The sequence below is a fragment of the Burkholderia sp. B21-005 genome (assembly GCF_020843965.1).
Lineage (GTDB): Bacteria > Pseudomonadota > Gammaproteobacteria > Burkholderiales > Burkholderiaceae > Burkholderia > Burkholderia ambifaria.
Genome location: NZ_CP086302.1, coordinates 682,004 through 705,465 on the forward strand (window position 1 = coordinate 682,004; position 23,462 = coordinate 705,465).

The window sequence follows — 23,462 nt, forward strand, 5'->3', positions numbered from 1 at the left end:
GGTGTTTTACGGCGTCGGGCCGGTCGCGATCGGCCGCGACGGATCGGCGCTCCATTCGCTCCACGAGCCCGGATACAGCGATGCGCCATGCAACCCGGCGATTTCGAGCGCGAGCGCGTTGTGGCATGCGGTCACGCCGGAGCCGCATTGCAGGATCACGCTGTTCGGTTCGGTGCCGGCCAGCAGCGTGGTGAACGTCTCGCGCAGTTCATGGCCGGTCTTGAAGCGGCCGTCGGCGTTCAGGTTGTCCTTGAAGAACCGGTTGCGTGCGCCGGGGATGTGGCCGCCGACACGATCGATCGTTTCGTTTTCGCCGCGATAGCGGTCGGGCGCGCGCGCGTCGATCACGACGCGCTTGGCCGACGTCACGTTCGCGAGCACGGCTGCCGCGTCGACCGTCGATTCGAGCGGGGCTGCCGCCCGGAAGTCGCCGGCGGGCGGGTGCGGCACGTCGGTTGCCAACGGCTGGCCGGCCGCTTCCCATGCCTGCAGGCCGCCGTCGAGCACCGCGATGGAGTCGTGCCCGAGCCAGCGCAGCAGCCACCACAAGCGCGCCGCATAGGCGCCGCCGTGTGCGTCATAGGCGACGACCTGCTGGCCCTGCTTGACGCCGCGACTGGCCATTAGCGTCGCGAATGCGTCGCGGGTCGGCAGCGGATGGCGGCCGTTGGTGCCGGTCTTGCGGCCGGACAGGTCGCGGTCGAGATGAAGGTACTGCGCGCCCGGGATGTGCCCGGCCGCATAGGCGGCTTCGCCCGCGGCCGGATCGGCGAGATCGAAGCGGCAGTCGAATACGGCGACGCTGCCCGGCGCCGCGGCCAGACGTTCGGCGAGATTGGCTGCGGAGATGAGCGTGGTGTAGTGGGTGTGTGGCATGACGGCTCCCTGGAGTGCAAACGGCCTGATACTCCAAGTCTAAACAAAAAAAGACGGGCCGAAACCCGTCTTTTCATATGCCGAATGCGAGGCGGCGCCGGAAGCGCCGCGCGCGCTCAGAGATCGCCGAGGTGGCGGCGCAGGAACTCGTGGAAGTGCTGCATACCGTCTTCCATCGGGCTCTGGTACGGGCCGACCTGCGATTCGCCGCGTGCCATCAGTGCACGGCGGCCGGCGTCCATCCGCATCGCGATTTCATCGTCCTCGACGGCCGTCTCCATATAGGCGGCGCGCTCGGCCTCGACGAACTCGCGCTCGAACAGCGCGATTTCCTCGGGGTAGTAGAACTCGACGATGTTGGTCGTCTTCTGCGGGCCGCGCGGAATCAGCCACGACACGACGAGCACGTGCGGATACCACTCGATCATCAGGCCCGGGTAATAGACCATCCAGATCGCGCCGAATTCCGGCGGCACGCCGTTGCGGAACTTGAGCACCTGCTCGTGCCACTTCTGGTAGGTCGCGCTGCCCGGTTTCGCGAGGGCGTTGTGCACGCCGACCGTCTGCACGCTGTACCAGTCGCCGAACTCCCACTTGAGATCGTCGCACGACACGAAACTGCCGAGGCCCGGGTGGAACGGGGCGACGTGGTAATCCTCGAGGTAGACCTCGATGAACGTCTTCCAGTTGTAATCGCACTCGTGCACTTCGACGTGATCGAACTGGTATTCGGAGAAGTCGAAGTGATGCTTCGTGCCGAGGTTCGCGAGATCGCGCGCGACGTTGCGGCCTTCGGCCTCGAACAGCAGCCCCTGCCAGTTCTGCAGCGGGCTCTTGCCGAGATTCAGGCAGGGCTTGTCGGGGAAGTGCGGGGCGCCGAGCAGCTCGCCTTCCAGATCGTACGTCCAGCGGTGCAGCGGGCACACGATGTTCTGCGCGTGGCCACGCCCGTTGAGCATGATCGCCTGCCGGTGGCGGCACACGTTCGACAGCAGTTCGATCTGGTTCGTCTGGTTGCGGACCAGCACGCGGCCTTCCTTCTCGGACGGCAGCGCGAAATAATCCCCCGCCTCGGGCACCATCAACTCGTGCCCGACGTAACGAGGTCCTTTCTTGAAGAGGGTTTCGATCTCGCGCTCGAGTAGCGCTTCATCGAAATATGCAGTGACTGGAAGCTGGCTGTGAGCCGACTTCAACTGAAGCGCGTCGCTCAGATTGGACATTCCCACTCCCGGTGTTAGCGTGAAAGCAGTGAACAACCCAACCATCGAAAAATCGATTTAGGGAAACGGACAATTATACCCGGTTCGCCTCGCAAGGCTAGGATTAAGTGCCTGATTTGTGTCAATTTTTTGTCGGGAGACAATCGGGAGGCGCACACTGTGCGTCGAAGATGGGGCCGGAATTGTGCCGGGCTGGCCAAGTCGGCAGATCGGAGAATTCTCTTTTGCCGTAGAATGTCCGACTTGTTTTGAAATTTGACACCCTCGTCCATGGCGAAAACCGCATCCCCAGGCGCCACGCCGCCCGACAATGGCACCGAACCGTTGCCGGACAATTACGAAATGGCGCTCGCGGAACTCGAGACGCTGGTTGCCCGGATGGAAGGCGGCGCGTTGAGCCTCGAGGATTCGCTCGCTGCGTATCGCCGCGGCGCGAACCTCGTTGCGTTTTGCCAACAGCAGCTTGAGAAAGTGGAACAGCAGGTTCGCGTGCTCGACGGCGCGACGCTGAAGCCGCTTTCGTCCGGAACGGCCGCCACGGACGGCGAAGACGACGATCTATGACATTCGAACAATGGATGCGGTCCGTGCTTGACCGTGTCGAGGACGCACTCGGCCACTATCTGCCGGCCGAAAACGTGGTGCCCACGCAACTCCACGAAGCGATGCGCTACGCGGTCCTCGGCGGCGGCAAGCGCGTTCGCCCGCTGCTGTGCCATGCAGCAGGCGAACTGACCGGTGCGACGGAAGCGGCGCGCAACGCGGCGGCGGCGGCGCTGGAGATGATCCACGTCTATTCGCTCGTGCACGACGACATGCCGTGCATGGACGACGACGCGCTGCGTCGCGGCAAGCCGACCGTGCACGTGCAGTACGACGAGCCGACGGCGTTGCTGGTTGGCGACGCGCTGCAGTCGCAGGCATTCGTCGCGCTGACCGACGTCGATGCGCTGTCGCCGGTGCAACAGGCCGCGCTCGTGCGCGAGCTGGCGCTGGCGAGCGGCTCGATCGGCATGGCCGGCGGGCAGGCGATCGACCTGGCGAGCGTCGGCCTCAAGCTGACGCGCGAGCAGCTCGAGACGATGCACCGGATGAAGACGGGGGCGCTGCTGCGCGCGGCCGTACGGATGGGCGCGCTGGCCGGCGACACGCCGTCGGCGGAAACGCTGGCCGCGCTCGACGTCTACGCAGGGGCCGTGGGCCTGGCCTTCCAGGTCGTCGACGACATTCTCGACGTCACGACCGATTCGGCGACGCTCGGCAAGACGGCCGGCAAGGATGCGGCAAATGACAAGCCGACCTACGTATCGATCCTCGGCCTCGACGCATCGCGTGAGCTCGCAGCCCAGCTGCGCGCCGAAGCACACGATGCGCTGAAACCGTTCGGCGCACGCGCACAGCGTCTCGCCGAACTTGCCGACCTGGTAGTGAACCGGGTCAGCTGACGCGAAGCCCGCCGCTGCGCACACGCTTACGGTGCGTGCAATAGAATGCGGGCGCGTTTGATTTCCTACAATGGAACGACGATGTACGACTTGCTGAAAACCATCGACGACCCGGCGGATTTGCGCCGCCTCGATCGTCGCCAACTCCAACCGCTCGCGGATGAACTGCGCGCGTTCGTGCTCGACAGCGTGTCGAAGACGGGCGGCCATTTGTCGTCCAACCTCGGGACGGTCGAGCTGACGATCGCGTTGCACTACGTGTTCAACACGCCGAACGACCGGATCGTCTGGGACGTGGGGCACCAGACCTACCCGCACAAGATCCTGACGGGCCGCCGCGACCAGATGCATTCGCTGCGCCAGCAGGACGGCATCTCGGGCTTCCCGCGCCGCAGCGAATCCGAATACGACACGTTCGGCACCGCGCACTCGAGCACGTCGATCTCGGCCGCGCTCGGCATGGCGATCGGCAGCCAGCTGAACGGCGACGACCGCTTCTCGATCGCGGTGATCGGCGACGGTGCGATGACGGCCGGCATGGCGTTCGAGGCGATGAACAACGCGGGCGTGTCGGAAGATGCGAAAGTGCTCGTGATCCTGAACGACAACGACATGTCGATCTCGCCGCCGGTCGGCGCGCTGAATCGCCATCTCGCCCGCCTGATGTCCGGCCGCTTCTATGCGGCCGCGCGCGCGGGCGTCGAGCGCGTGCTGAGCGTTGCGCCGCCGGTGCTCGAACTCGCGCGCAAGCTCGAGGAGCACGCGAAGGGCATGGTCGTGCCGGCGACGCTGTTCGAAGAGTTCGGCTTCAACTACATCGGCCCGATCGACGGTCACGATCTCGATTCGCTGATCCCGACGCTGCAGAACATCCGCGAGCTGCGCGGTCCGCAATTCCTGCACGTGGTGACGAAGAAAGGCCAGGGCTACAAGCTCGCCGAAGCGGATCCCGTGCTCTATCACGGCCCCGGCAAGTTCAACCCGGCCGAAGGCATCAAGCCGTCGCCCACGCCTGCGAAGAAGACGTACACGCAGGTGTTCGGCGAATGGCTGTGCGATGAAGCCGAGCGCGATTCGCGTGTCGTCGGCATCACGCCCGCGATGCGCGAAGGCTCGGGCATGGTCGAGTTCGAGAAGCGCTTCAAGGATCGCTACTACGACGTCGGTATCGCCGAGCAGCACGCGGTGACGTTCGCGGGCGGCCTCGCGACCGAAGGGCTGAAGCCCGTCGTCGCGATCTACTCGACGTTCCTGCAGCGTGCGTACGACCAACTGATCCACGACGTCGCGCTGCAGAACCTGCCGGTCGTGTTCGCGATCGACCGCGCGGGCCTCGTCGGCGCCGACGGTGCGACGCACGCGGGCGCGTACGATCTCGCGTTCATGCGCTGCATCCCGAACATGACGATCATGGCCGCGTCCGACGAGGACGAGTGCCGCCAGATGCTGCACACGGCGCTTCAGCAGCCGAACCCGACCGCGGTGCGTTATCCGCGCGGCGCGGGCACGGGTGTGGCGACGGTGAAGGAATTCACCGAGATCCCCCTCGGCAAGGGCGAAGTGCGTCGCCGTACGTCGCAGCCGGAAGGCAAGCGCGTCGCGATTCTCGCGTTCGGCACGATGGTCGCGCCGTCGCTCGCGGCGGGCGAGGAGCTCGACGCCACGGTCGCGAACATGCGCTTCGTGAAGCCGGTCGATGCGGCGCTCGTGCGTGAACTCGCCGAGACGCACGACTACCTCGTCACGGTCGAGGAAGGCTGCGTGATGGGCGGTGCGGGCTCGGCCTGCGTCGAAGCCCTGATGGAGAGTGGGGTTATCCGACCCGTAATACAATTGGGCCTCCCTGACCAGTTCATCGATCACGGCGACCCCGCGAAGTTGCTGGCGCAATGCGGCCTCGACGGCGCGGGCATCGCGAAATCGATTCGCGAACGCTTCCTGAGCCCGGCGGCCGACGTCGCCGGTCAGGCGAAGCGCGTCGCGTAAGCTGGCGCCGCCTGCGGGCGGCGTCAGTGCGACTGGCGCAACCGGTCTACATTGATGCGGAAAACATGGGCCTGCGGGCCCATGTTGCTTTTCCGGCTACCGCGTGACGCGGCGTGCGCGTCGTCGAACGCGCGGCTTACAAGGATTGAACAAGATGAACCAGATGAATCCCGCCTTCGTGATGCCCGACGTGCAGAGCACGGTGGATACCCGCCAGATTCCGATTCAGCGCGTGGGCGTGAAGGCGGTCCGGCATCCATTGACGGTGCGCACCGAGAGCGGCGACGTGCAGCCGACCGTCGGCGTCTGGAACCTCGACGTGCGCCTGCCCGCCGATCAGAAGGGCACGCACATGTCGCGCTTCGTCGCTCTGCTCGAAGAGAGTCGCGAGCCGCTGACGGTCGAGCGCTTCCGCGCGATGCTCGCGTCGATGCTCGTGAGGCTGGAAGCCGAGGCCGGCCGCATCGAGGTCACGTTCCCGTACTTCGTGAACAAGACGGCGCCGGTGTCGGGCGTGCAGAGCCTGCTCGACTATGAAGTGACGCTCGCGGGCGAAAGCCGCAACGGCGAAACGCGCCTGTTCCTGAAGGTGCTCGTGCCGGTGACGAGCCTGTGCCCGTGCTCGAAGAAGATCTCGCAGTACGGTGCGCACAACCAGCGCTCGCACGTGACGATCGATGCCGAGCTCGCGGCCGACCTGCCGGTCGAGGCGCTGATCCGCATTGCGGAAGAAGAGGCGTCGTGCGAGCTGTGGGGCTTGTTGAAGCGTCCGGACGAGAAGTTCGTCACGGAGCGTGCGTACGAAAACCCGAAGTTCGTCGAGGATCTGGTGCGCGACGTCGCGCAGCGTCTCGATGCGGACGAGCGCGTGGTTGCGTACGTGCTCGAAGCCGAGAACTTCGAGTCGATCCACAATCACAGCGCGTATGCGCTGATCGAGCGCGACAAGCGACACGCCGCGTAACGCTGCGTCGTTTTGCCGCTGCAATGAAAAATGGCCGCTCATCGAGCGGCCATTTTGTTTTCCGGCGTGCGCCGGCGCGTAGGGTATCGGGTTGCGCGAATCAGCGTGCGAGCGACGCGAGATCCCAGCGCGGCTTCACCGTGAACGCGTAGTCGGCGTTCGCCTGCTCGGGCCAGCGGCCGAGCCGCAATGCGCCGGCGAGCGCGATCATCGCGCCGTTGTCGGTGCAGAGCGCGAGATCGGGATAGTGCACGTCGAAGCCGCGCTTGGCCGCGGCGGCCGACAGCGCCGCGCGCAACTGGCGGTTCGCGCCGACGCCGCCCGCGACCACCAGGCGCTTGAGTTTCGTCTGCTTGAGCGCGGCGAGCGACTTCGCGACGAGCACGTCGACGGCCGCGTCGACGAAGCCGCGCGCGAGGTCGGCCTTCGCGCGCTCGAGCGCTTCGCCTTCCAGCTTCGCCGCCTCGAATTTCTTCATCTGCGTGAGCACGGCTGTCTTCAGGCCGCTGAAGCTGAAGTCGAGATCGCCCGAATGCAGCATCGGGCGCGGCAGCACGACCGCACCCGGCGTGCCCGTTTCCGCGAGCTTCGACACTTCCGGGCCGCCCGGATAGCCGAGGCCGATCAGCTTTGCCGTCTTGTCGAACGCTTCGCCGGCCGCGTCGTCGAGCGTCTCGCCGAGCGTCTCGTACACGCCGACGTCCGTCACGCGCATCAGTTGCGTATGACCGCCCGACACCAGCAGCGCGATGAACGGGAACGGCGGCGGCTCGTCGACCAGCAGCGGCGACAGCAGATGGCCTTCGAGGTGATGAATGCCCACGGTCGGCTTGTTCCATGCCAGCGCGAGCGCATTCGCGATGCTCGCGCCGACCAGCAGCGCGCCGGCGAGGCCGGGGCCTTGCGTGAACGCGATCGCGTCGATGTCGTCGCGGTGCGTGCCGCTTTGCGCCATCACTTCCTCGAGCAGCGGCAGCGCGCGGCGGATGTGATCACGCGACGCGAGCTCCGGCACGACGCCACCGTATTCGCGATGCATCGCGATCTGCGAATGAAGCGCGTGCGCGAGCAGGCCGCGCTGCGTGTCGTAGAGCGCGAGGCCGGTTTCATCGCAGGAGCTTTCGATGCCGAGAACGAGCATGGGTAAGGGCGGGGGCGCGCTTTATCGAGCGCGCCGCAGGAAGGTCGACGTAACCGGAAATTATAGCAGGCGGGGGCCGGTCGTCGCCGCGGACGGCCCGGGCCGGAGGCCGGGCAGGTACAATCCGCGCCATGGAAACTTATGACATCGCCGTGATCGGCGCGGGCGCCGCCGGGATGATGAGCGCCGCGGTCGCCGGGCAACTCGGCCGCCGCGTGGTGCTGATCGACCACGCGCCGCGGCTCGCCGAGAAAATCCGCATCTCGGGCGGCGGCCGCTGCAACTTCACGAATCTCTACGCAGGCCCCGACAACTACCTGTCGTCGAATCCGCATTTCGCGCGCTCGGCGCTCGCCCGTTACACGCCGCGCGACTTCCTCGGGCTGCTCAAGCGCCATCACGTCACCTGGCACGAAAAGCACAAGGGGCAGCTCTTCTGCGACCACGGCAGCGATGCGATCATCGACATGCTGAAGCACGAATGCGACGCGGGCGGCATCGCCTGGCGCCGCCCGGTGGTCGTCGATGCGGTGCGCCACGCGGCCGACGGCTTCACGCTCGACACGCAGCAGGCAGGGCCGATCCGCGCACGCGCGCTGATCGTCGCGACGGGCGGCCTGTCGATCCCGAAGATCGGCGCGACCGACTTCGGCTACCGGGTCGCGAAGCAGTTCGGTCACAAGCTCGTCGATACGCGGCCCGCGCTCGTGCCGCTCACGTTCGCGCAGCACGACTGGGAGCCGTTCGCGGCGCTGTCCGGCGTGTCGCTCGAAGTGCGCGTGTCGACCGGTGACAAGAAACGCGGCGGCGAATTCGTCGAGGATCTGCTGCTGACCCATCGCGGCCTGTCGGGCCCCGGCATCCTGCAGATCTCCAGTTACTGGCAGTCCGGCGACCCGATCCGCATCGACCTGCTGCCGCAGCGCGATGTGGTGGCCGACCTGCTCGACGCGAAGCGCACGTCGAAGCGCCAGATCGGCTCGCTGCTCGCGGACTGGGTGCCGTCGCGTCTCGCGCACGTCTGGCTCGACACGCATCGCGTCGCGGCCGACGCGCGGCTCGCGGACCTGCCCGACAAGACGTTGCGCCAGATCGGCGACGCGCTGTCCGGCTGGACGCTGACGCCGAACGGCACCGAGGGCTACAAGAAGGCCGAGGTGACGAAGGGCGGCGTCGATACGCGCGAACTGTCGTCGGCGACGATGATGAGTGCGCGGGTGCCGGGGCTGTTCTTCATCGGCGAGGCGGTGGACGTCACGGGCTGGCTCGGCGGCTACAACTTCCAGTGGGCGTGGGCGTCCGGCACGGCGGCCGGGCAGGCGGCGGCGGAGTTTGCGCGCGGCGTCTGATGGTCCGCGCAGGCCCGCCGTTGACGGGACCCGGCCCTTAGGTCTTTGTACGACGCTCTGCTATACTCGTAAATCTTCAGTGCAAACCTTTATTCGTGTCGGATCATGACGATCATTCGCGTTAAAGAAAACGAGCCGTTCGAAGTCGCCATGCGTCGCTTCAAGCGCACGATCGAGAAGAACGGTCTGCTGACCGAGCTTCGTGCGCGGGAGTTCTTCGAGAAACCGACCGCCGAGCGCAAGCGCAAGAAGGCTGCAGCAGTGAAGCGTCACTACAAGCGGATTCGCAGCCAGACGCTGCCGAAGAAGCTGTACTGAACGAGTGAGCGCCGCGCGGGTCACTGAGCGGCGCACCGGCGACCTCCGCACGATCGGTCTTGATCAGGGGCCGCGAGTCGCCGATGCCGGATTCGAGCAACCCGCTTGAGACATAGTCCCAAGCGGGTTTTTGTGTTGACGTCCATTCACGGGCGTCGAAGTCACGTTTCCATCCCGGGTGCAAGATGAGTTTGAAAGAGCAGATCAGCGAAGACATGAAGGCCGCGATGCGCGCGAAGGAAAGCGAGCGTCTGGCGACGGTTCGCCTGCTGCTGGCCGCGATCAAGCAACGCGAGATCGATGATCAGGTGACCCTCGACGACGCGGGCATCACCGCCGTGATCGACAAGATGATCAAGCAGCGCAAGGACTCGATCAGCCAGTTCCAGGCCGCCGGCCGCGACGATCTCGTCGCGAAGGAACAGGCCGAACTGACCGTGCTGGGCGCCTACATGCCTGCGCAACTGTCGGACGCGGAAGTGGCCGCCGAAGTCCAGGCCGCGGTCGCGGCAACGGGCGCAGCCGGCCCGCAGGACATGGGCAAGGTGATGGGCGTGCTGAAGGGCAAGCTCGCCGGCCGTGCCGACATGACCGCTGTCTCCGCGCAGGTCAAGGCCGCGCTGTCGAAGTAAAACCCGCTTCCCGGCGCGTCGCATGCGCGTGCGCCGGGGCATCGTATTGTCCTTTTTTCGCTCGATCCCACGGTGATTCCGCATTCGTTCCTGCAGGATTTGCTGAACCGCGTCGATATCGTCGACGTGGTGGGCCGGTACGTGCAGCTCAAGAAGGGCGGCGCCAACTTCATGGGGCTGTGCCCGTTCCATAACGAGAAGAGCCCGTCGTTTACCGTCAGCCCGACCAAGCAGTTCTATCACTGCTTCGGCTGCGGCGCGCACGGCACGGCGATCGGCTTCCTGATGGAGCACGCGGGGCTCACGTTCCCGGAAGCCGTGCAGGAACTCGCGCAATCGGTCGGACTGACCGTGCCGCACGAGCCGTCAATGCGCGGCGGTGGTGGCGGCGGCGACTATCCGGCACCCGTGTCGAAATCGGTCGCGACGGCGCTGTCCGACGTGATGTCCGTTGCGTGCGACTACTATCGCAAGCAATTGCGCGGCGCGACCGTCGCGATCCAGTACCTGAAGAACCGGGGCCTGACCGGCGAGATCGCCGCGCGCTTCGGTCTCGGCTATGCGCCGGACGGCTGGCAGAACCTCGAAACCGCGTTCCCGGACTACCGTGACGAGTCGCTCGTCGAATCGGGGCTCGTGATCGTCAGCGAAAAAACCGACGCGCAAGGCGTCGCGCGACGCTACGACCGGTTCCGCGAGCGGATCATGTTCCCGATCCGCAACGTGAAGGGGCAGGTGATCGGGTTCGGCGGCCGCGTGCTCGGCAGCGGCGAGCCGAAGTACCTGAATTCGCCCGAAACGCCGCTGTTCAACAAGGGCAGCGAACTGTACGGGCTGTTCGAGGCGCGCCTCGCGATCCGCGAGCGCAAGTACGTGCTGGTCGTCGAAGGCTACATGGATGTCGTCGCGCTCGCGCAGCTCGGCTTCCCGAACGCGGTCGCGACGCTCGGCACGGCGTGCACGCCGATCCACGTGCAGAAGTTGCTGCGCCAGACCGATACGGTCATTTTCAGCTTCGACGGCGACTCGGCCGGCCGGCGTGCGGCGCGCCGCGCGCTCGAGGCGTGCCTGCCGCATGCGGCGGACAACCGGACGATCCGATTCCTTTTCCTGCCGTCCGAACATGATCCGGACAGCTACGTACGCGAATTCGGCGCGGACGCGTTCTCCGAGCAGGTCGAACGTGCGATGCCGCTGTCGCAATTTCTGTTGAACGAAGCAATTGCCGGCAAGGCGCTCGATCAGCCGGAAGGTCGCGCGAAGGCGCTGTTCGACGCGAAGCCGCTGCTGCAGGCGCTGCCGGCAAACGCGTTGCGCGCGCAGATCATGCACATGTTCGCCGACCGTCTCGATATCCCGTTCGAGGAAGTCGCGGGGCTGTCGGATGTCGATGCGCGCATTGCCGTGCCGGCGCGCCAGGCGCCCCCGCGCAGCGAGCGGCGGCGTGTGACGGACAGCGAAAAGCGGGCGTTGCGTACGCTCGTGATGCATCCGCGGATCGCGTCGCAGCTCGACGACGAACAGCTTGCGACCCTGCGCGCGCTGCCGCGCATCGGCGAGTTGTTCGCCGAAGTCGTCGAGCATGCGCGTGCGCTGGGCGACGGCGCGGAGTTCCGGCTGCTGTCGGACGTGCTGCGCACATCCTCGAACGGGGCGACTTACGAGGAAATCTTCCGCGAAATTCTGGACTATGATGAAAACGTCCGCGACTTGCTGCTACAGAATCCGGAAGACGAGACGGTGCCTGAGCGGCAGCGCGAACAGGAACGGATCGCGGGCGAGGAACTGCAGGCCGCGGTGCTCAAGATGCGCTATGACGCTTGCTGCGACCGGCTCGATCGGCTGGCGCGGCAATCCACCTTCACACCCGAGGAATTGGCCGAATTGACGGAATTGAACCAGCAGCGAACCGACATGAAGCGTCGGCTCGGGCTGTAGGCGGCCGGGGCGCCAGGAGAGGGCTCCCCAGCGTGCTATAATATAAGGTTTCCAGCGGTTTGTTTTCCAAGCAGAGGCGAGAATCGCGATGGCAAAGACGACAGGCGGAAAGAAAGCAACAGGCAAGGGCTCGACGGAGCCGACCACGAAGGTCACAGCGGCCAAGTCTGCTTCTTCCACCAGGACAACGTCTTCAGCCACGTCTGCCCCTGCAGGAAAGAAAACCGCGGCCGGCACTGCTCAGGCTGCGCCGGCGTCGGCAGCCAGAACACGGGCTGCCGCCAGACCCGACTCCGGGCCGGCCAAGCCGGCGGCGAAGCGGGCAAGTGCGAAAAGCGCAAGGGACACGACTGCCGCCGCGGACGAAACGGCAGTACGTACTACTCATGCACCCACGGTTCAACCGGCTGTCGTCCAGCAGCCGCGAGTCGATATAGCCGGTACGGCGAACTCCATGACCAAAAAGCTGAACGAAGTATCCGTCGATGACGACGCAAATCAGAGCGACGAGCAGCCCGCAGCCGCGGCTGCTCCGGGCAAATCCAAGGTGCGCGATCGTCGCGCCAAGGAAAAGGCGCTGCTGAAGGAAGCGTTCGCGACGAGCACGCCCGGCACGGCCGAGGAGCTCGAAGAGCGCCGCGTGAAGCTGCGCGCGCTGATCAAGCTCGGCAAGGAGCGCGGCTTCCTCACCTATGCCGAAATCAACGACCACCTGCCGGACAACTTCACCGAGACAGAAGCCCTCGAAGGCATCATCGGTACGTTCAACGACATGGGCGTGGCCGTATACGAGCAGGCACCGGACGCGGAAACGCTGCTCCTGAACGACAACGCGCCGGCCGCGTCGTCGGACGATGAAGTCGAGGAAGAAGCGGAAGTCGCGCTGTCGACCGTCGATTCGGAATTCGGCCGCACGACCGATCCGGTCCGGATGTACATGCGCGAGATGGGCACGGTCGAGCTGCTCACGCGCGAAGGCGAAATCGAGATCGCGAAGCGGATCGAGGACGGCCTGCGCCACATGGTGATGGCAATCTCCGCGTGCCCGACGACGATCGCCGACATCCTCGCGATGGCCGAGCGCGTCGCGAACGAAGAGATCCGCGTCGACGAACTCGTCGACGGCCTGCTCGATCCGAATGCTTCGGACTCCGCCGATACGGACGGTTTCTCCGCGAAGGAAGCCGAAGCGATCGAGAACGAGGACGAGGAAGCCGAAGAGGAAGAGGAAGAAGAGGAAGAGGAGGAGGACGACGGTGCCGCACAGGCGTCGGCCAACGCCGCCCAGCTCGAAGCCCTCAAGCGTGCATCGCTCGACAAGTTCTCGCAGATCAGCGAGTGGTTCGACAAGATGCGCCGCGCGTTCGAGAAGGAAGGCTACAAGTCGAAGGCCTACCTGAAGGCGCAGGAAACGATCCAGACCGAGCTGATGACGATCCGCTTCACCGCGCGTACCGTCGAGCGCCTGTGCGACACGCTGCGTGCGCAGGTGGACGAAGTGCGCCAGGTCGAGCGCCAGATCCTGCACATCGTCGTCGACAAGTGCGGCATGCCGCGTTCGGAATTCATCGCGCGCTTCCCGGGCAGCGAGACGGATCTCGACTGGGCCGAGAAGATCACGGCCGAAGGCCATTCGTACAGCGCGGTCCTGGCGCGCAACATCCCGGCGATCCGCGAACAGCAGCAGCGTCTGCTCGACCTGCAGGCGCGCGTCGTGCTGCCGCTGAAGGACCTGAAGGAAACCAACCGCCAGATGGCGGCCGGCGAACTGAAGGCGCGTCAGGCGAAGCGTGAAATGACCGAGGCGAACCTGCGTCTCGTGATCTCGATCGCGAAGAAGTACACGAACCGCGGCCTGCAGTTCCTCGACCTGATCCAGGAAGGCAACATCGGCCTGATGAAGGCGGTGGACAAGTTCGAATACCGTCGCGGCTACAAGTTCTCGACCTATGCGACGTGGTGGATCCGCCAGGCCATCACGCGTTCGATCGCGGACCAGGCGCGCACGATCCGTATTCCGGTTCACATGATCGAGACGATCAACAAGATGAACCGCATCTCGCGGCAGATCCTGCAGGAAACCGGTCTCGAGCCGGATCCGGCAACGCTCGCCGAGAAGATGGAGATGCCGGAAGACAAGATCCGCAAGATCATGAAGATCGCGAAGGAGCCGATCTCGATGGAAACGCCGATCGGTGACGACGACGATTCCCATCTCGGCGACTTCATCGAGGACAACAACACGGTCGCGCCGGCGGATGCCGCGCTGCATGCAAGCATGCGCGACGTCGTGAAGGATGTGCTCGACTCGCTGACGCCGCGTGAGGCGAAGGTGCTGCGGATGCGCTTCGGTATCGAGATGAGCACCGATCACACGCTCGAGGAAGTCGGCAAGCAGTTCGACGTCACGCGTGAGCGGATCCGTCAGATCGAGGCCAAGGCGCTGCGCAAGCTGCGTCACCCGAGCCGTTCCGACAAGCTGAAGTCGTTCCTCGAAGGGAACTGATTTCCAGCGTCTCACTTGCGAACGCCGCCGGTATCCGCGTGATGCCGGTGGCGTTTGTCTCCTTTGTCGTCTTTGTTGTTACAATGCCGGCCCGGCTTCGTTGCCGGGGCGACATGTAGCACGCCATGCTTCTCATCTGGGCCCCTAGCTCATGCTTGGTTAGAGCAGCGAACTCATAATTCGTTGGTGCCGGGTTCGACTCCCGGGGGGCCCACCAGATTCTCTTTCAGGGTCATCCAGGAAAGTCTCTAAACCCGCGATGCAGCAACGCTTCGCGGGTTTTTCTTTGTGCGCCGCCAGAATATATCGAACGTACTGAACACGTCCGTGCCGAAGCCGCATGTCGTATCGCCGCCACCGGGAAAACACGGAGGGCGTGCGGTCCCGATATCAATCGAAGTATGCTGTAGCGCGACCTGCGCGCACGATCGGGATTCGTCGAGCACGCGAACCGCAGACCAGCGCCGCGCTCTGTCCGGCAGCCATAACAAACACACACCGACTTCGCCCGACAGTGGGGGCGACCATCATGATCATGCTGCGTTCGTGGGGTGCGATTCTCTCGTTGCTGATGCTCGCCGCGTGCGCCAGCCTGCCGCCGCAGATCGATCGCGAGCCGACGCATGCATACGCCGACACCGCAAACACGCGCCTCGGCATCGCGTTCCGCCAGCAGGCCGCCTCCCATCCGGGGCAGGACGCGTTTCATTTGCTGCGCGATCCCGTCGACGCACTCGATGCGCGCGTGCTGCTCGCCGATCGCGCGGACCGCTCGCTCGACCTGCAGTACTACATCTGGCACGACGACCTGACCGGACACGAACTCGCTGACGCGATCATCCGCGCGGCCGATCGCGGCGTACGCGTGCGCGTGCTGCTCGACGATCTCGGAACGAATGCGGACGATCGCAAGCTGCTCGAGATCAGCTCGCATCCGAACATCGAGATCCGGCTTTTCAATCCGGTCGCGACGCGCCACTTCAAGAAGATCGGCACAGTGTTCGAGTTCTCGCGCGTCAACCGGCGCATGCACAACAAGGCGATGATCGCGGACAACCAGGCGGCGATCGTCGGCGGCCGCAACATCGGCGACGAGTACTTCGGCGCGTCGTCGATGCTGGAATTCGGCGACCTCGACGTGGTCGTGCACGGTCCCGTCGTGAATGACATCTCGACCGAGTTCGACACGTTCTGGAATTCGCCGTATGCGTTTTCGGTCAATGCGCTGGTCGGGCATGACGCCGCGCCGGGCGGCCTCGATCGCGAGCGCGAACGGCTGCGCGATTACCTGCGCGCAATGGAGGACAATCCGTACGTGCTCGAGGCGCGCCAGCGGCTCGACCAGATCGTGCATGGCCAGGGCACGGAGTTGTCGTGGGGGCACGCGACGGTCCTGTACGACGATCCGGCGAAGATTGCGCGGGCCCCGAAGGACACCGAAGGGCACCTGATGCCGCAACTGCGCGCGCTCGCGTTGCGACCCGAGCACGAACTGCTGATCGTGTCGCCGTATTTCGTGCCAGGCAAGGACATGGTCGAGCGGCTGCGTGCGCTCACGGCGCGCGGCGTACGCGTGACGATCCTGACCAACTCGCTCGCGTCGACAGACGTCGCGGCCGTGCACGCCGGTTACCGGCGCTATCGTCGGGAACTCGTGGAGGCCGGCGTGCGGCTTTACGAGCGGCGGCCGTCCGGCGACAAGAGCATTTCGAAGCAGGTCATCATCGGTTCGTCGCGTGCGTCGCTGCACGCGAAGACGTATGTGTTCGATCGCAAGAGCATTTTCATCGGCTCGATGAACCTCGATCCGCGCTCGCTGAACCTCAACACCGAGATCGGCGTTTATTGCGAGAGTCCGGCCATTGCGTCCGAAGTCGCGACGGACCTGGAGCCGCGGCTCGATCGAATCGCATGGCGGGTCGAATCGAGGACCGATTCGGCCGGCAAGGGGCGGCTCAAGTGGATTCAGACCGACGTGGACGGAAAGGCGACCGAGCTCGATCACGAACCGGAAGTGTCGGCGGCACGACGCATGGAAGTGTGGTTTCTCGGCTTGTTTCCGATCGAATCGCAGCTGTGATCGTGATCCCGCTTGCCCGCGACAACGGCGGGCGGCGTATACGGACGCACATCGTCGATCCGGACGCGACACCCGGATCGCCGCGCACACGGTTCCGGGCGGGCGTGCGAAATCGTCCGCGCCCGGAACCGCACCGCTCACCGCACGATCAGCGCGCGAAATCCGACGTGCTCTGGATGAACGTGTTCAGCTTCGAGATGTTCACGCTGCCGAAGCCCGTCGTCGCGTCCCAGCCGGCCTTTGCCTTGTAGCCATACGTCCCGCTGCCGTTGTTGCCGGACGTCACGTCGTGCAGCAGGGCCGCGTTGGTCGGGAAGTACTTGTAGATGCTCGACGCCGGGAAGCCGAGCGCGTTGTTGTTCGCCGATTGCAGCCGCGCCCAGATGCCGGTGAAGATCGGCGCGGCGAGACTCGTGCCGCCTTCGTTGTTCAGGTAGCCCGAACCCCACAGCGTGTCGGACGTCTGGCCATTCACCACGAGAATCGCGCCGGTGCGCAGGTCGGCGTCGAAGCCGACGTCCGGCAGCGCGCGCTTGGTCGACCCGGTGAGGCTCGACGATTGCCACGACGGCGCGGCTTCGTACTTGCTGTAGCCGCCGCCCGTCGACCACACGGTGCCTGCCTGCCAGCTCGGATCGTTCCATACGATTTCGCTGTTGTACGCGTTGGTCGACGTATTGGTGAACAGCGTCGTGCCGCCCACCGCAATCACGTAAGGCGACGTCGCGGGTTCGCTCACCGTGTAGGTCGAGCGCGACGGCGTGCCGCTCGCGCATTCGTATGCGCCGTGGTCGCCGGCCGACACGGAAAAGGTCTGCCCCTGCGCGACGGCCTGCTTGAAGATGGTGTCGTCGGTCGCCTGGGAGCCGGTGCTGTACGAGGACGATTCGCACACGCCGAGCGACACGTTGATGACCTTCGCGACGTTGTCGCTCACCGCCTTGTTGTACGCGGCGGTGATCGCCGTGAGCGTCATCGACGGCGCGACGTAGAACACGACCTGTTTCACGCTGCCGCCGGCGGCGCCGACGATCGACTGGCTGTCGAGGTTCCATTCGACGGTGCCGGATGTATCGGTGTACGAACTGCCTGACGGCCCTGTCGGAACGACGCTGCTGCTGATCGTGCCGAGGCCGTTGTTCGCGGCGAACGTGTTGAGGTCGCTGACCGTCTGCGACAGGTCGCCTTCGGAGATGATGCCGACCGTGGTCTGCGAGGCCGTCGGCGTACCGTCGCCGCCATAAAGCGACGAGAACTCGGTCGGGTTGTGCGGCACCGCGGATGCGCCCGCCGGGATCGTCAGGTTGCTGGTGTTGCCTTGCGGCTTGCCGCCCGCGCCGGTATGCATGAGCTCGACGTTCTGCAGGCCGAGCACGGCGCCGACGATGCCGCCGATCGCGTTCGGCACCTGCGCGGCGTCGGTGTTCGCGTAGACGCTGCGGCCGTTACGCGTGAAGCGCTTGAGCGTCGTGCGGAAGGCCGACTTGATCGTTGCCGCGGTGCCGGATGCGGACACGAGCAGGCGGTTCGGCGCGACCACGATGTTGACGAAGCCTGCCTTGCGCAGGTGCGAGACGACCGAGGCGACCTGTTGGTCGGTCGGCGCGTATTGCGCGGCGAACTGCGCCGGCGTGAGGAACTGCTTGTAGTGCGGCGAGCCGGGCGTATGCAGGTCGCGCAGGTACTGGTCGAGTTGCGCTTCGTTGCGCAGGTTCAGCCCGAGCACGATGTCCACCGATTCGCCGGGCGCCATCTCGGTGGCAGCGGCAGCAGCAGCTGCGGTGCTGGCCGCCGGTGCGCCGGCGGTACTGCTGCTTTCACCCTGCTGGACGAGCGGCAGGAATCCCTTGGTGCGCGTTTCCGTCCAGCCGGCGGCCGGTGCGGCATGGACGGCCGTCATGCCGAACGAAGCGGCTGCCGCGGCGGCGAAGGCGAGCTTGACGATGCGGATGTGCTTTTGTTTCTTGTCTGCAACCTGATTCATTTTGAATTACCCCTCCGGTTGAACATCGAACGGCATGAACAACAACAGTCGACAGCGGCGCGGATCGTGTGCCGCCGATATCCGCCGCGCTCGCGTGGATGGCGCGGACGCGACGGGGCCTTTCGCCCGATCCGGAAAGGTGGTGACCTCCGGGAGCGAAATGCTGGAATGCTACGTAGTGGTGGCGCTGCGCCACGTTTCGGGTGGCCGCGCCAGCGGGCTTGATGCGGGCGGGAATGGCTAGAGCAACAGTTTCGGTGTCCTGCTCATTCGGTTCGGTCCTTCGGCCCGCTGCCGGACGGCAGCTGCCCAATGAAATGCATCGGGATGTTGCATGCGCCGACGGAAGAGAGGTGGTCGGCGGCGAGAACTTCGGTGCGGCGGAAGCGAAATGCGTCGAGCGGATCGATTGCGTGGTTTGCAATGTGTCAGATTGCTTGCATCGGACGGTATCAAGAACGAAAGTTCGCTGTCAAACTTTTTCTGATTATATGAAACAAAATTAAATGAATTAAGCTGAAATGCTTTTGAAAAGATCGGGGGTATTTTGTAATTTCCGAAACCCGATTTGGTTGTAATCGCAACTTCATCGGCCGGATCATTCGCGGTTCGAATCGTAATGGGCGAACCGTTGTGGAAGAAACATTCGAGTCGGCGGTGCCGGTCATCCGTCGCGCAATGCACCGTGTGTCATGACGTCCGGTGCGGAACGCCGGATTCGAGTGCGATGCCGGCGCCATTGACGAACTTTGCCGGGCGAGCGCCTCGAACACTGGCATGCGCAGCGCGGTGCAATTGCCGACGAAACATCGGCCGGCTTACAGCGCGGCGTGGGCGTGAAACGCGCGGCGAAGGCTGCTGCACCGGCCGACGCATCGAAGCGCGTGCCGCGCACGAAGAAGCCCACGGCACGCGCGATCAGTTCGGCTTGCGCTCCGGCGGGGCGGGACGCGTCTCGGCGACAGGCATGCCGGCGGCATCGCCATCGTTTTCGGGGCCCACGGGCCGCGAACCTTCGTCATATGCGACGAGGCTGCGCTGCGGATTCGCGATCCGGATCCCGCGTTCGCGGAACATCACCGCGATCCGCCGGTTGAATTCGCGCTGCACGCTCCAGCGTGCCGAGTCCTTGCACTGGATCTGTCCTGCCAGCGCGATCATCGCGCCGTCGACCTGGTCGATGCCCCAGTAGCTGAAATCCGACAGGATGCCGTCCTTGTAGTTCGGGTCGTCGCGCAACGCGGCGCCGATCTCTTTCAGCGTCGCGATCGCGAGATCGATGTCCTGGCCGTAAGCGATGCTGACCTTGACGGCCGCGTTGCCGAGCCCGCGGTTCGTATTGTTGACGGTCGTCACCGAGCTGAACGGGATCGTGTACAGCGACCCGTCGCCCGCGCGAAGCCGCACGGTGCGGATCGACAGGTATTCGACCGTGCCCGACACGCCGGCGAGCGTGACCCAGTCGCCCACCTGCATCGCGTTCTCCATCAGCAGGAAGATCCCGGTGATGAAATCCTGCACGAGCTTCTGCGAGCCGAAGCCGAGTGCGACGCCGAAGATGCTGGCGCCGGCGAGCAGCGGGCCGATGTTCACGCCGATTTCGCTGAGGCCCGTCAGCACGACGACGAGCGCGATCAGGATGAACAGCAGCGAGCGCAGCATCGGCAGCAGCGTGCGCAACCGCGCCGCGCGCACGAGGTTGCCTTCGCGCGTCCACAGCTGCAGGCGCCGCTCGATCGCGATGTTCGCGGCTTCCCATACGATCAGCGCGACGACGGCCGCGATCGCGATCGTGATCAGCGCCGACGCGAGCCGATGGCCGATCGTGCCGGTCCCGAACGCATGGAAGATCGGCACGCCCCAGGTCTGCAGCAGCAGCACGACGGTCACGACGGCGATCACCGCCGACACGATCTGGCGCATCAGCGGGTAGTAGCGGTACGCGTGCAGATGGACGAGCGTGCGATCGTCGTCGCGGCGTTGGAACAGCCGCGCGAGCGCGCCGAACACGACGATCGACACGATCCGCATGCCGACCATCACGGCGATCGAGCGGCCGCCGAGCGTGATCAGCACGCGGTAGCCGTTGTGGACGTCGAGCGCCCACACGAACCACAACGCCATCACGACGAACACCGACACGGGCGCCCACGCGTCGGCGAGCGCATTGCCGATCATCGCGAAGGCCGGCCGCTCGTCGCCGGCCGCGCGGATGCGCGCGGCGACCGGCTGGCGGCACTGCAGGATCAGCGCCGAGATCATCAGGTGGCCGACGAGCGCGACGGCCTTCAGCAGCGCGACGTGACCGGCGTCGCTGAGGCCGAAGCTCCCGGCGATCTCGACCGCGGCGGTGCAGGCGCCGAGGACGATCACGATCCGCGCGATCGAGCGCTGCGCGAACGCGGCCCCTGCATCGCTGATGTGCAGCAGCCGCAGCTGCGGCGCATCGGGCTGGAAGAACAGCCGGCTGACGATTGTCACGAGGCGGCAGATCACGTAGATGTCGATCAGCGATTCGAGCGCGATTTCGGTCGGCGTGCCGGCGTCGTCGAGCAACGACATCGTCAGGCTCGCGACGCCGACGAACACCAGCAGCGGCACGACCCGCAAGGCGAGACTGATCAGCGCGCGCGGCATCCGGCGCAGCAGCGTGGTGTTGCGCCGCGCATGGCCGCGGCCTTGCGACGACGTATCAGGCGTGCCGGTGGCGTCCGCGTTGGCGGCGGAGTCGACCGTTGAGGCTGGCGCCGTGTCGTCGTCCGGCCCGGGCGGCTCGGATCCGACTGGCTCGGCTGTCTCGTCGTCGGCCAGGCGCGACGATTCGGCGCGACGCACGCCCAGGGCGGCCAGCGCGCGCCGCAGCAACCGCCTCGCGAACCATTCGACGACGAACGCGGGCACGAGCACGGCGAGGATGATCCCGATCGCGCGCGTGAGGTCCGCACGTGCGTCGGCGCGGACCAGCCGCTCGTGCCACCAGTTGCCCACCGAGCCGACATCGAGCAGCGAGCGCAGCGATTCGTGCAGCGCGCCGCCGATTTGGGCGGCCCAGCGCGATCCCTGCCGGACGACCATCGACGCGAGCCCGTTCGTCGTCAGCGCGGCGGGGGCGGCGGCAGCCGATGCCGCGCTGGCCGGCGCCGCGCCGCTCGCCGGCAGCGCGGGCGTGCTCAGCACGCCGACGGCCGCGATCGCGCGCAACGTGGTTTCGACCTGTTCGCGCTCGCGCGGGTTTTGCAGCACGGAGAGGGCCTGCTGCGCCTGTTGCGGCGTCAGCGCGGGCACGGCGCCGGAGGCGGCCGATGCGGTGGTCTGGGCGGGGGCGGCCGCGTGGGCGGCCGATACGACGGCGGCGAGCAGCCAGCCGAGCAGGAAATGTCGCATGAGTAGGCGTGCGGGCGCGCATCGAAGCGTGGCCCACCGGTCTGGACGATGGACGGAAGTTAACATGATCGCGATCGCAACCGAATAGTTCCGTCGATGAATATTCGATTCGGGCATACCGCGTGCGGCATGCGTTCCTGACGAATCAGCTTGGCTCGTCGTGAAAGATCGGCAGCACGTGCTCGGCGATTTCCTCGATGACCTCGCGCACGGGCCGGTCCGAGCCGGGATTCAGCGTGACATGGTGCGTGCCGGCCGCGCGCATGTCCCGCAGAATGCCGATCAGCGCGTTCCGCCCGGTTGCGTAACCGAGCGACAGCGCGGTGGCCGGCGCATCGCGGTTCGCATCGAGATCGAGCCGCATCGACACGCCGAACGCACGAAACGCCGGTTGTGCGAGCCGCTCGACCGCCGCGCGCCACATCGAATAGCGCGCACGCTGCGTGTCCGGATCGCGGTGATACGTCATCCAGCCGATCGCATTCCGTGCGATCCAGTCGACGCTTTGTCCGCCGGAGCCGACCGCGAGCATCGGCACCGCGTCATCGCCGCGCGGCAGCAGCGTGAAGTCGGGTGCGTCGGGCGGCGTTTCGTCGGGCAGCACGCGGGACGGCACGGCGAGCGCGGCCGCGACGATGTCCCAATGCCGGCGATACCGGTCGCGCCGCGTTTGCGCATCGACGCCGAACGCCGCATATTCGGGCGGTCGGTCGCCGGAGCCGAGGCCGAGGATGAGGCGTCCGCCGGACAGCGTCGCGACCGACAGCGCGCCCTTCGCGACATGCAGCGGATGACGCAGCGGCAGCACGATCGCGCCGCTCGCAAGCGCGATCCGGCGCGTGCGCGCCGCGAGCGCGCCGAGCAGCACCCACGGATCGAGATGCCCGACCGGGTCGGGATAGTCGGCGCTGTTCAGCGGCACGTCGCGAATCCACAGCGCGCGAAAACCGAGCGAATCGGCCAGCGCCGCGAGTTCGAGCTGCTCGTTGAAATCCGCGACGGCACGACCGCTGCGCAGCAGCGGCAACGTCAGGCCGATCGACAGCCGCTCGGCCGAGAAGACGCGATGCGCGACGTCGGCGCGGTCGAAGGCGGGCAGGGGCATGTGCATTCCTTGAAGACGGGGCGAGCGCTCGCGCGCCATACGGTGTCCGAATGCTAACGTGTTCGCGACGCCCGCGATGCGATCCGCAGCGTCGTGTCGCGCGGCGCGAGGCCGAGGCGCTCCGCCACGCGTCGCGACGCCCGCTTCGGCGCCGACGTGCGAGAGCCGCGCGGCGAACGCGGTCAGCGTCGGGCGATTGTAAGCGGCTCGTCGGCATCGTGTAGGTGCACGTGTACGGCCGGCCACGCGTCCCGTTCCTGCAACGCCCGCGTTGCGCCGGCCGCCGTCGATCGCGCCGGCCGTTTCCCGTCGTTTCACTTTCGAAACATTCACGCATTCCTGTCGCCGTGCGATTTGCATCGGGGTCATTTCACCGGCCCGCGCGGCCTTGCGCCGCGAAGCATGGTGCGCTCCTTGCATATCTGTATGGGCCGTGAGCGCGATCGCGGGCGCAGCAGGGGCCGGGCGATCGCTTCAGTGGGTCGGACGTACAGAAGACGGGGACAAGAGAATGAAAACAGACCGAATCGC

At 65.9% G+C, this 23,462-nt stretch carries 16 protein-coding genes and 1 tRNA gene; 11 read left to right on the forward strand and 6 right to left on the reverse strand.

All coding sequences use genetic code 11. The features are described from left to right. Nucleotides 1–6: 6 nt before the first annotated feature. On the reverse strand, nucleotides 7–876 hold the full coding sequence (locus LMA02_RS19470; protein WP_166722992.1) for a sulfurtransferase: 870 nt from the start codon (nucleotides 874–876) through the stop codon (nucleotides 7–9). A 116-nt stretch (nucleotides 877–992) separates the two neighbouring features. Beyond that, nucleotides 993–2,099, reverse strand: a complete 1,107-nt coding sequence (locus tag LMA02_RS19475) for an aromatic ring-hydroxylating oxygenase subunit alpha (RefSeq protein ID WP_228909446.1) — start codon at nucleotides 2,097–2,099, stop codon at nucleotides 993–995. Between the two features lie 270 nt (nucleotides 2,100–2,369). Here LMA02_RS19475 and LMA02_RS19480 point away from each other — a divergent pair, with 270 nt between their 5' ends. The 4 genes from LMA02_RS19480 to folE2 all read left to right on the forward strand — a co-directional run bounded on the left by LMA02_RS19480 (nucleotide 2,370) and on the right by folE2 (nucleotide 6,494). Next, complete coding sequence (locus LMA02_RS19480; protein ID WP_006760428.1) at nucleotides 2,370–2,663, forward strand: exodeoxyribonuclease VII small subunit; 294 nt, start codon at nucleotides 2,370–2,372, stop codon at nucleotides 2,661–2,663. After that, nucleotides 2,660–3,544 carry a polyprenyl synthetase family protein gene (locus LMA02_RS19485; protein WP_166722989.1) on the forward strand — a complete coding sequence of 295 codons (885 nt, stop codon included), beginning with the start codon at nucleotides 2,660–2,662 and terminating at the stop codon, nucleotides 3,542–3,544. The genes LMA02_RS19480 and LMA02_RS19485 overlap by 4 nt, the downstream gene beginning before the upstream one ends. Before the next feature lie 81 nt (nucleotides 3,545–3,625). Then, nucleotides 3,626–5,530 carry a 1-deoxy-D-xylulose-5-phosphate synthase gene (gene dxs / locus LMA02_RS19490; protein ID WP_228909447.1) on the forward strand — a complete coding sequence of 635 codons (1,905 nt, stop codon included), beginning with the start codon at nucleotides 3,626–3,628 and terminating at the stop codon, nucleotides 5,528–5,530. A 154-nt stretch (nucleotides 5,531–5,684) separates the two neighbouring features. Further along, entirely contained in the window at nucleotides 5,685–6,494 is an 810-nt protein-coding gene (gene folE2 / locus LMA02_RS19495) for a GTP cyclohydrolase FolE2 (RefSeq protein ID WP_006751740.1), read from the forward strand. Nucleotides 6,495–6,594: 100 nt separating this feature from the next. On the opposite strand, the gene tsaD is transcribed toward folE2, so the two are convergent. Then, a complete protein-coding gene (gene tsaD, locus LMA02_RS19500) occupies nucleotides 6,595–7,635 on the reverse strand; it encodes a tRNA (adenosine(37)-N6)-threonylcarbamoyltransferase complex transferase subunit TsaD (protein ID WP_105786713.1) in 1,041 nt (346 codons plus the stop codon). Nucleotides 7,636–7,757: 122 nt separating this feature from the next. On the opposite strand from tsaD, the gene LMA02_RS19505 reads away from it, so the two are divergent. From LMA02_RS19505 to LMA02_RS19535, 7 genes are all read left to right on the forward strand, one after another. Further along, nucleotides 7,758–8,984 carry an NAD(P)/FAD-dependent oxidoreductase gene (locus tag LMA02_RS19505; protein WP_267478997.1) on the forward strand — a complete coding sequence of 409 codons (1,227 nt, stop codon included), beginning with the start codon at nucleotides 7,758–7,760 and terminating at the stop codon, nucleotides 8,982–8,984. 105 nt (nucleotides 8,985–9,089) lie between these two features. Next, nucleotides 9,090–9,302, forward strand: coding sequence for a 30S ribosomal protein S21 (rpsU, locus tag LMA02_RS19510; RefSeq protein ID WP_006751743.1), 213 nt, complete (start codon nucleotides 9,090–9,092; stop codon nucleotides 9,300–9,302). A 185-nt stretch (nucleotides 9,303–9,487) separates the two neighbouring features. Beyond that, entirely contained in the window at nucleotides 9,488–9,934 is a 447-nt protein-coding gene (locus LMA02_RS19515; protein WP_006751744.1) for a GatB/YqeY domain-containing protein, read from the forward strand. 72 nt (nucleotides 9,935–10,006) lie between these two features. After that, nucleotides 10,007–11,872, forward strand: a complete 1,866-nt coding sequence (gene dnaG / locus LMA02_RS19520) for a DNA primase (RefSeq protein ID WP_228909449.1) — start codon at nucleotides 10,007–10,009, stop codon at nucleotides 11,870–11,872. A gap of 88 nt (nucleotides 11,873–11,960) precedes the next feature. Next, the gene (gene rpoD, locus LMA02_RS19525; protein WP_228909450.1) at nucleotides 11,961–14,378 is read left to right on the forward strand and encodes an RNA polymerase sigma factor RpoD; all 2,418 of its coding nucleotides are present in this window, start codon (nucleotides 11,961–11,963) and stop codon (nucleotides 14,376–14,378) included. A gap of 138 nt (nucleotides 14,379–14,516) precedes the next feature. After that, a tRNA-Ile gene (locus tag LMA02_RS19530) sits at nucleotides 14,517–14,595 on the forward strand. Nucleotides 14,596–14,907: 312 nt separating this feature from the next. Beyond that, nucleotides 14,908–16,458: a phospholipase D family protein gene (locus LMA02_RS19535; RefSeq protein WP_228910057.1), complete on the forward strand. Its 1,551-nt coding sequence runs from the start codon at nucleotides 14,908–14,910 to the stop codon at nucleotides 16,456–16,458. Between the two features lie 148 nt (nucleotides 16,459–16,606). Here LMA02_RS19535 and LMA02_RS19540 read toward each other — a convergent pair whose 3' ends face one another. From LMA02_RS19540 to LMA02_RS19550, 3 genes are all read right to left on the reverse strand, one after another. Then, nucleotides 16,607–18,442, reverse strand: a complete 1,836-nt coding sequence (locus tag LMA02_RS19540; protein ID WP_228909451.1) for a S53 family peptidase — start codon at nucleotides 18,440–18,442, stop codon at nucleotides 16,607–16,609. 918 nt (nucleotides 18,443–19,360) lie between these two features. Further along, the gene (locus LMA02_RS19545; RefSeq protein ID WP_228910058.1) at nucleotides 19,361–21,826 is read right to left on the reverse strand and encodes a mechanosensitive ion channel domain-containing protein; all 2,466 of its coding nucleotides are present in this window, start codon (nucleotides 21,824–21,826) and stop codon (nucleotides 19,361–19,363) included. A gap of 145 nt (nucleotides 21,827–21,971) precedes the next feature. Then, nucleotides 21,972–22,931, reverse strand: a complete 960-nt coding sequence (locus LMA02_RS19550) for an LLM class oxidoreductase (protein WP_228909452.1) — start codon at nucleotides 22,929–22,931, stop codon at nucleotides 21,972–21,974. Nucleotides 22,932–23,462: the final 531 nt, after the last annotated feature.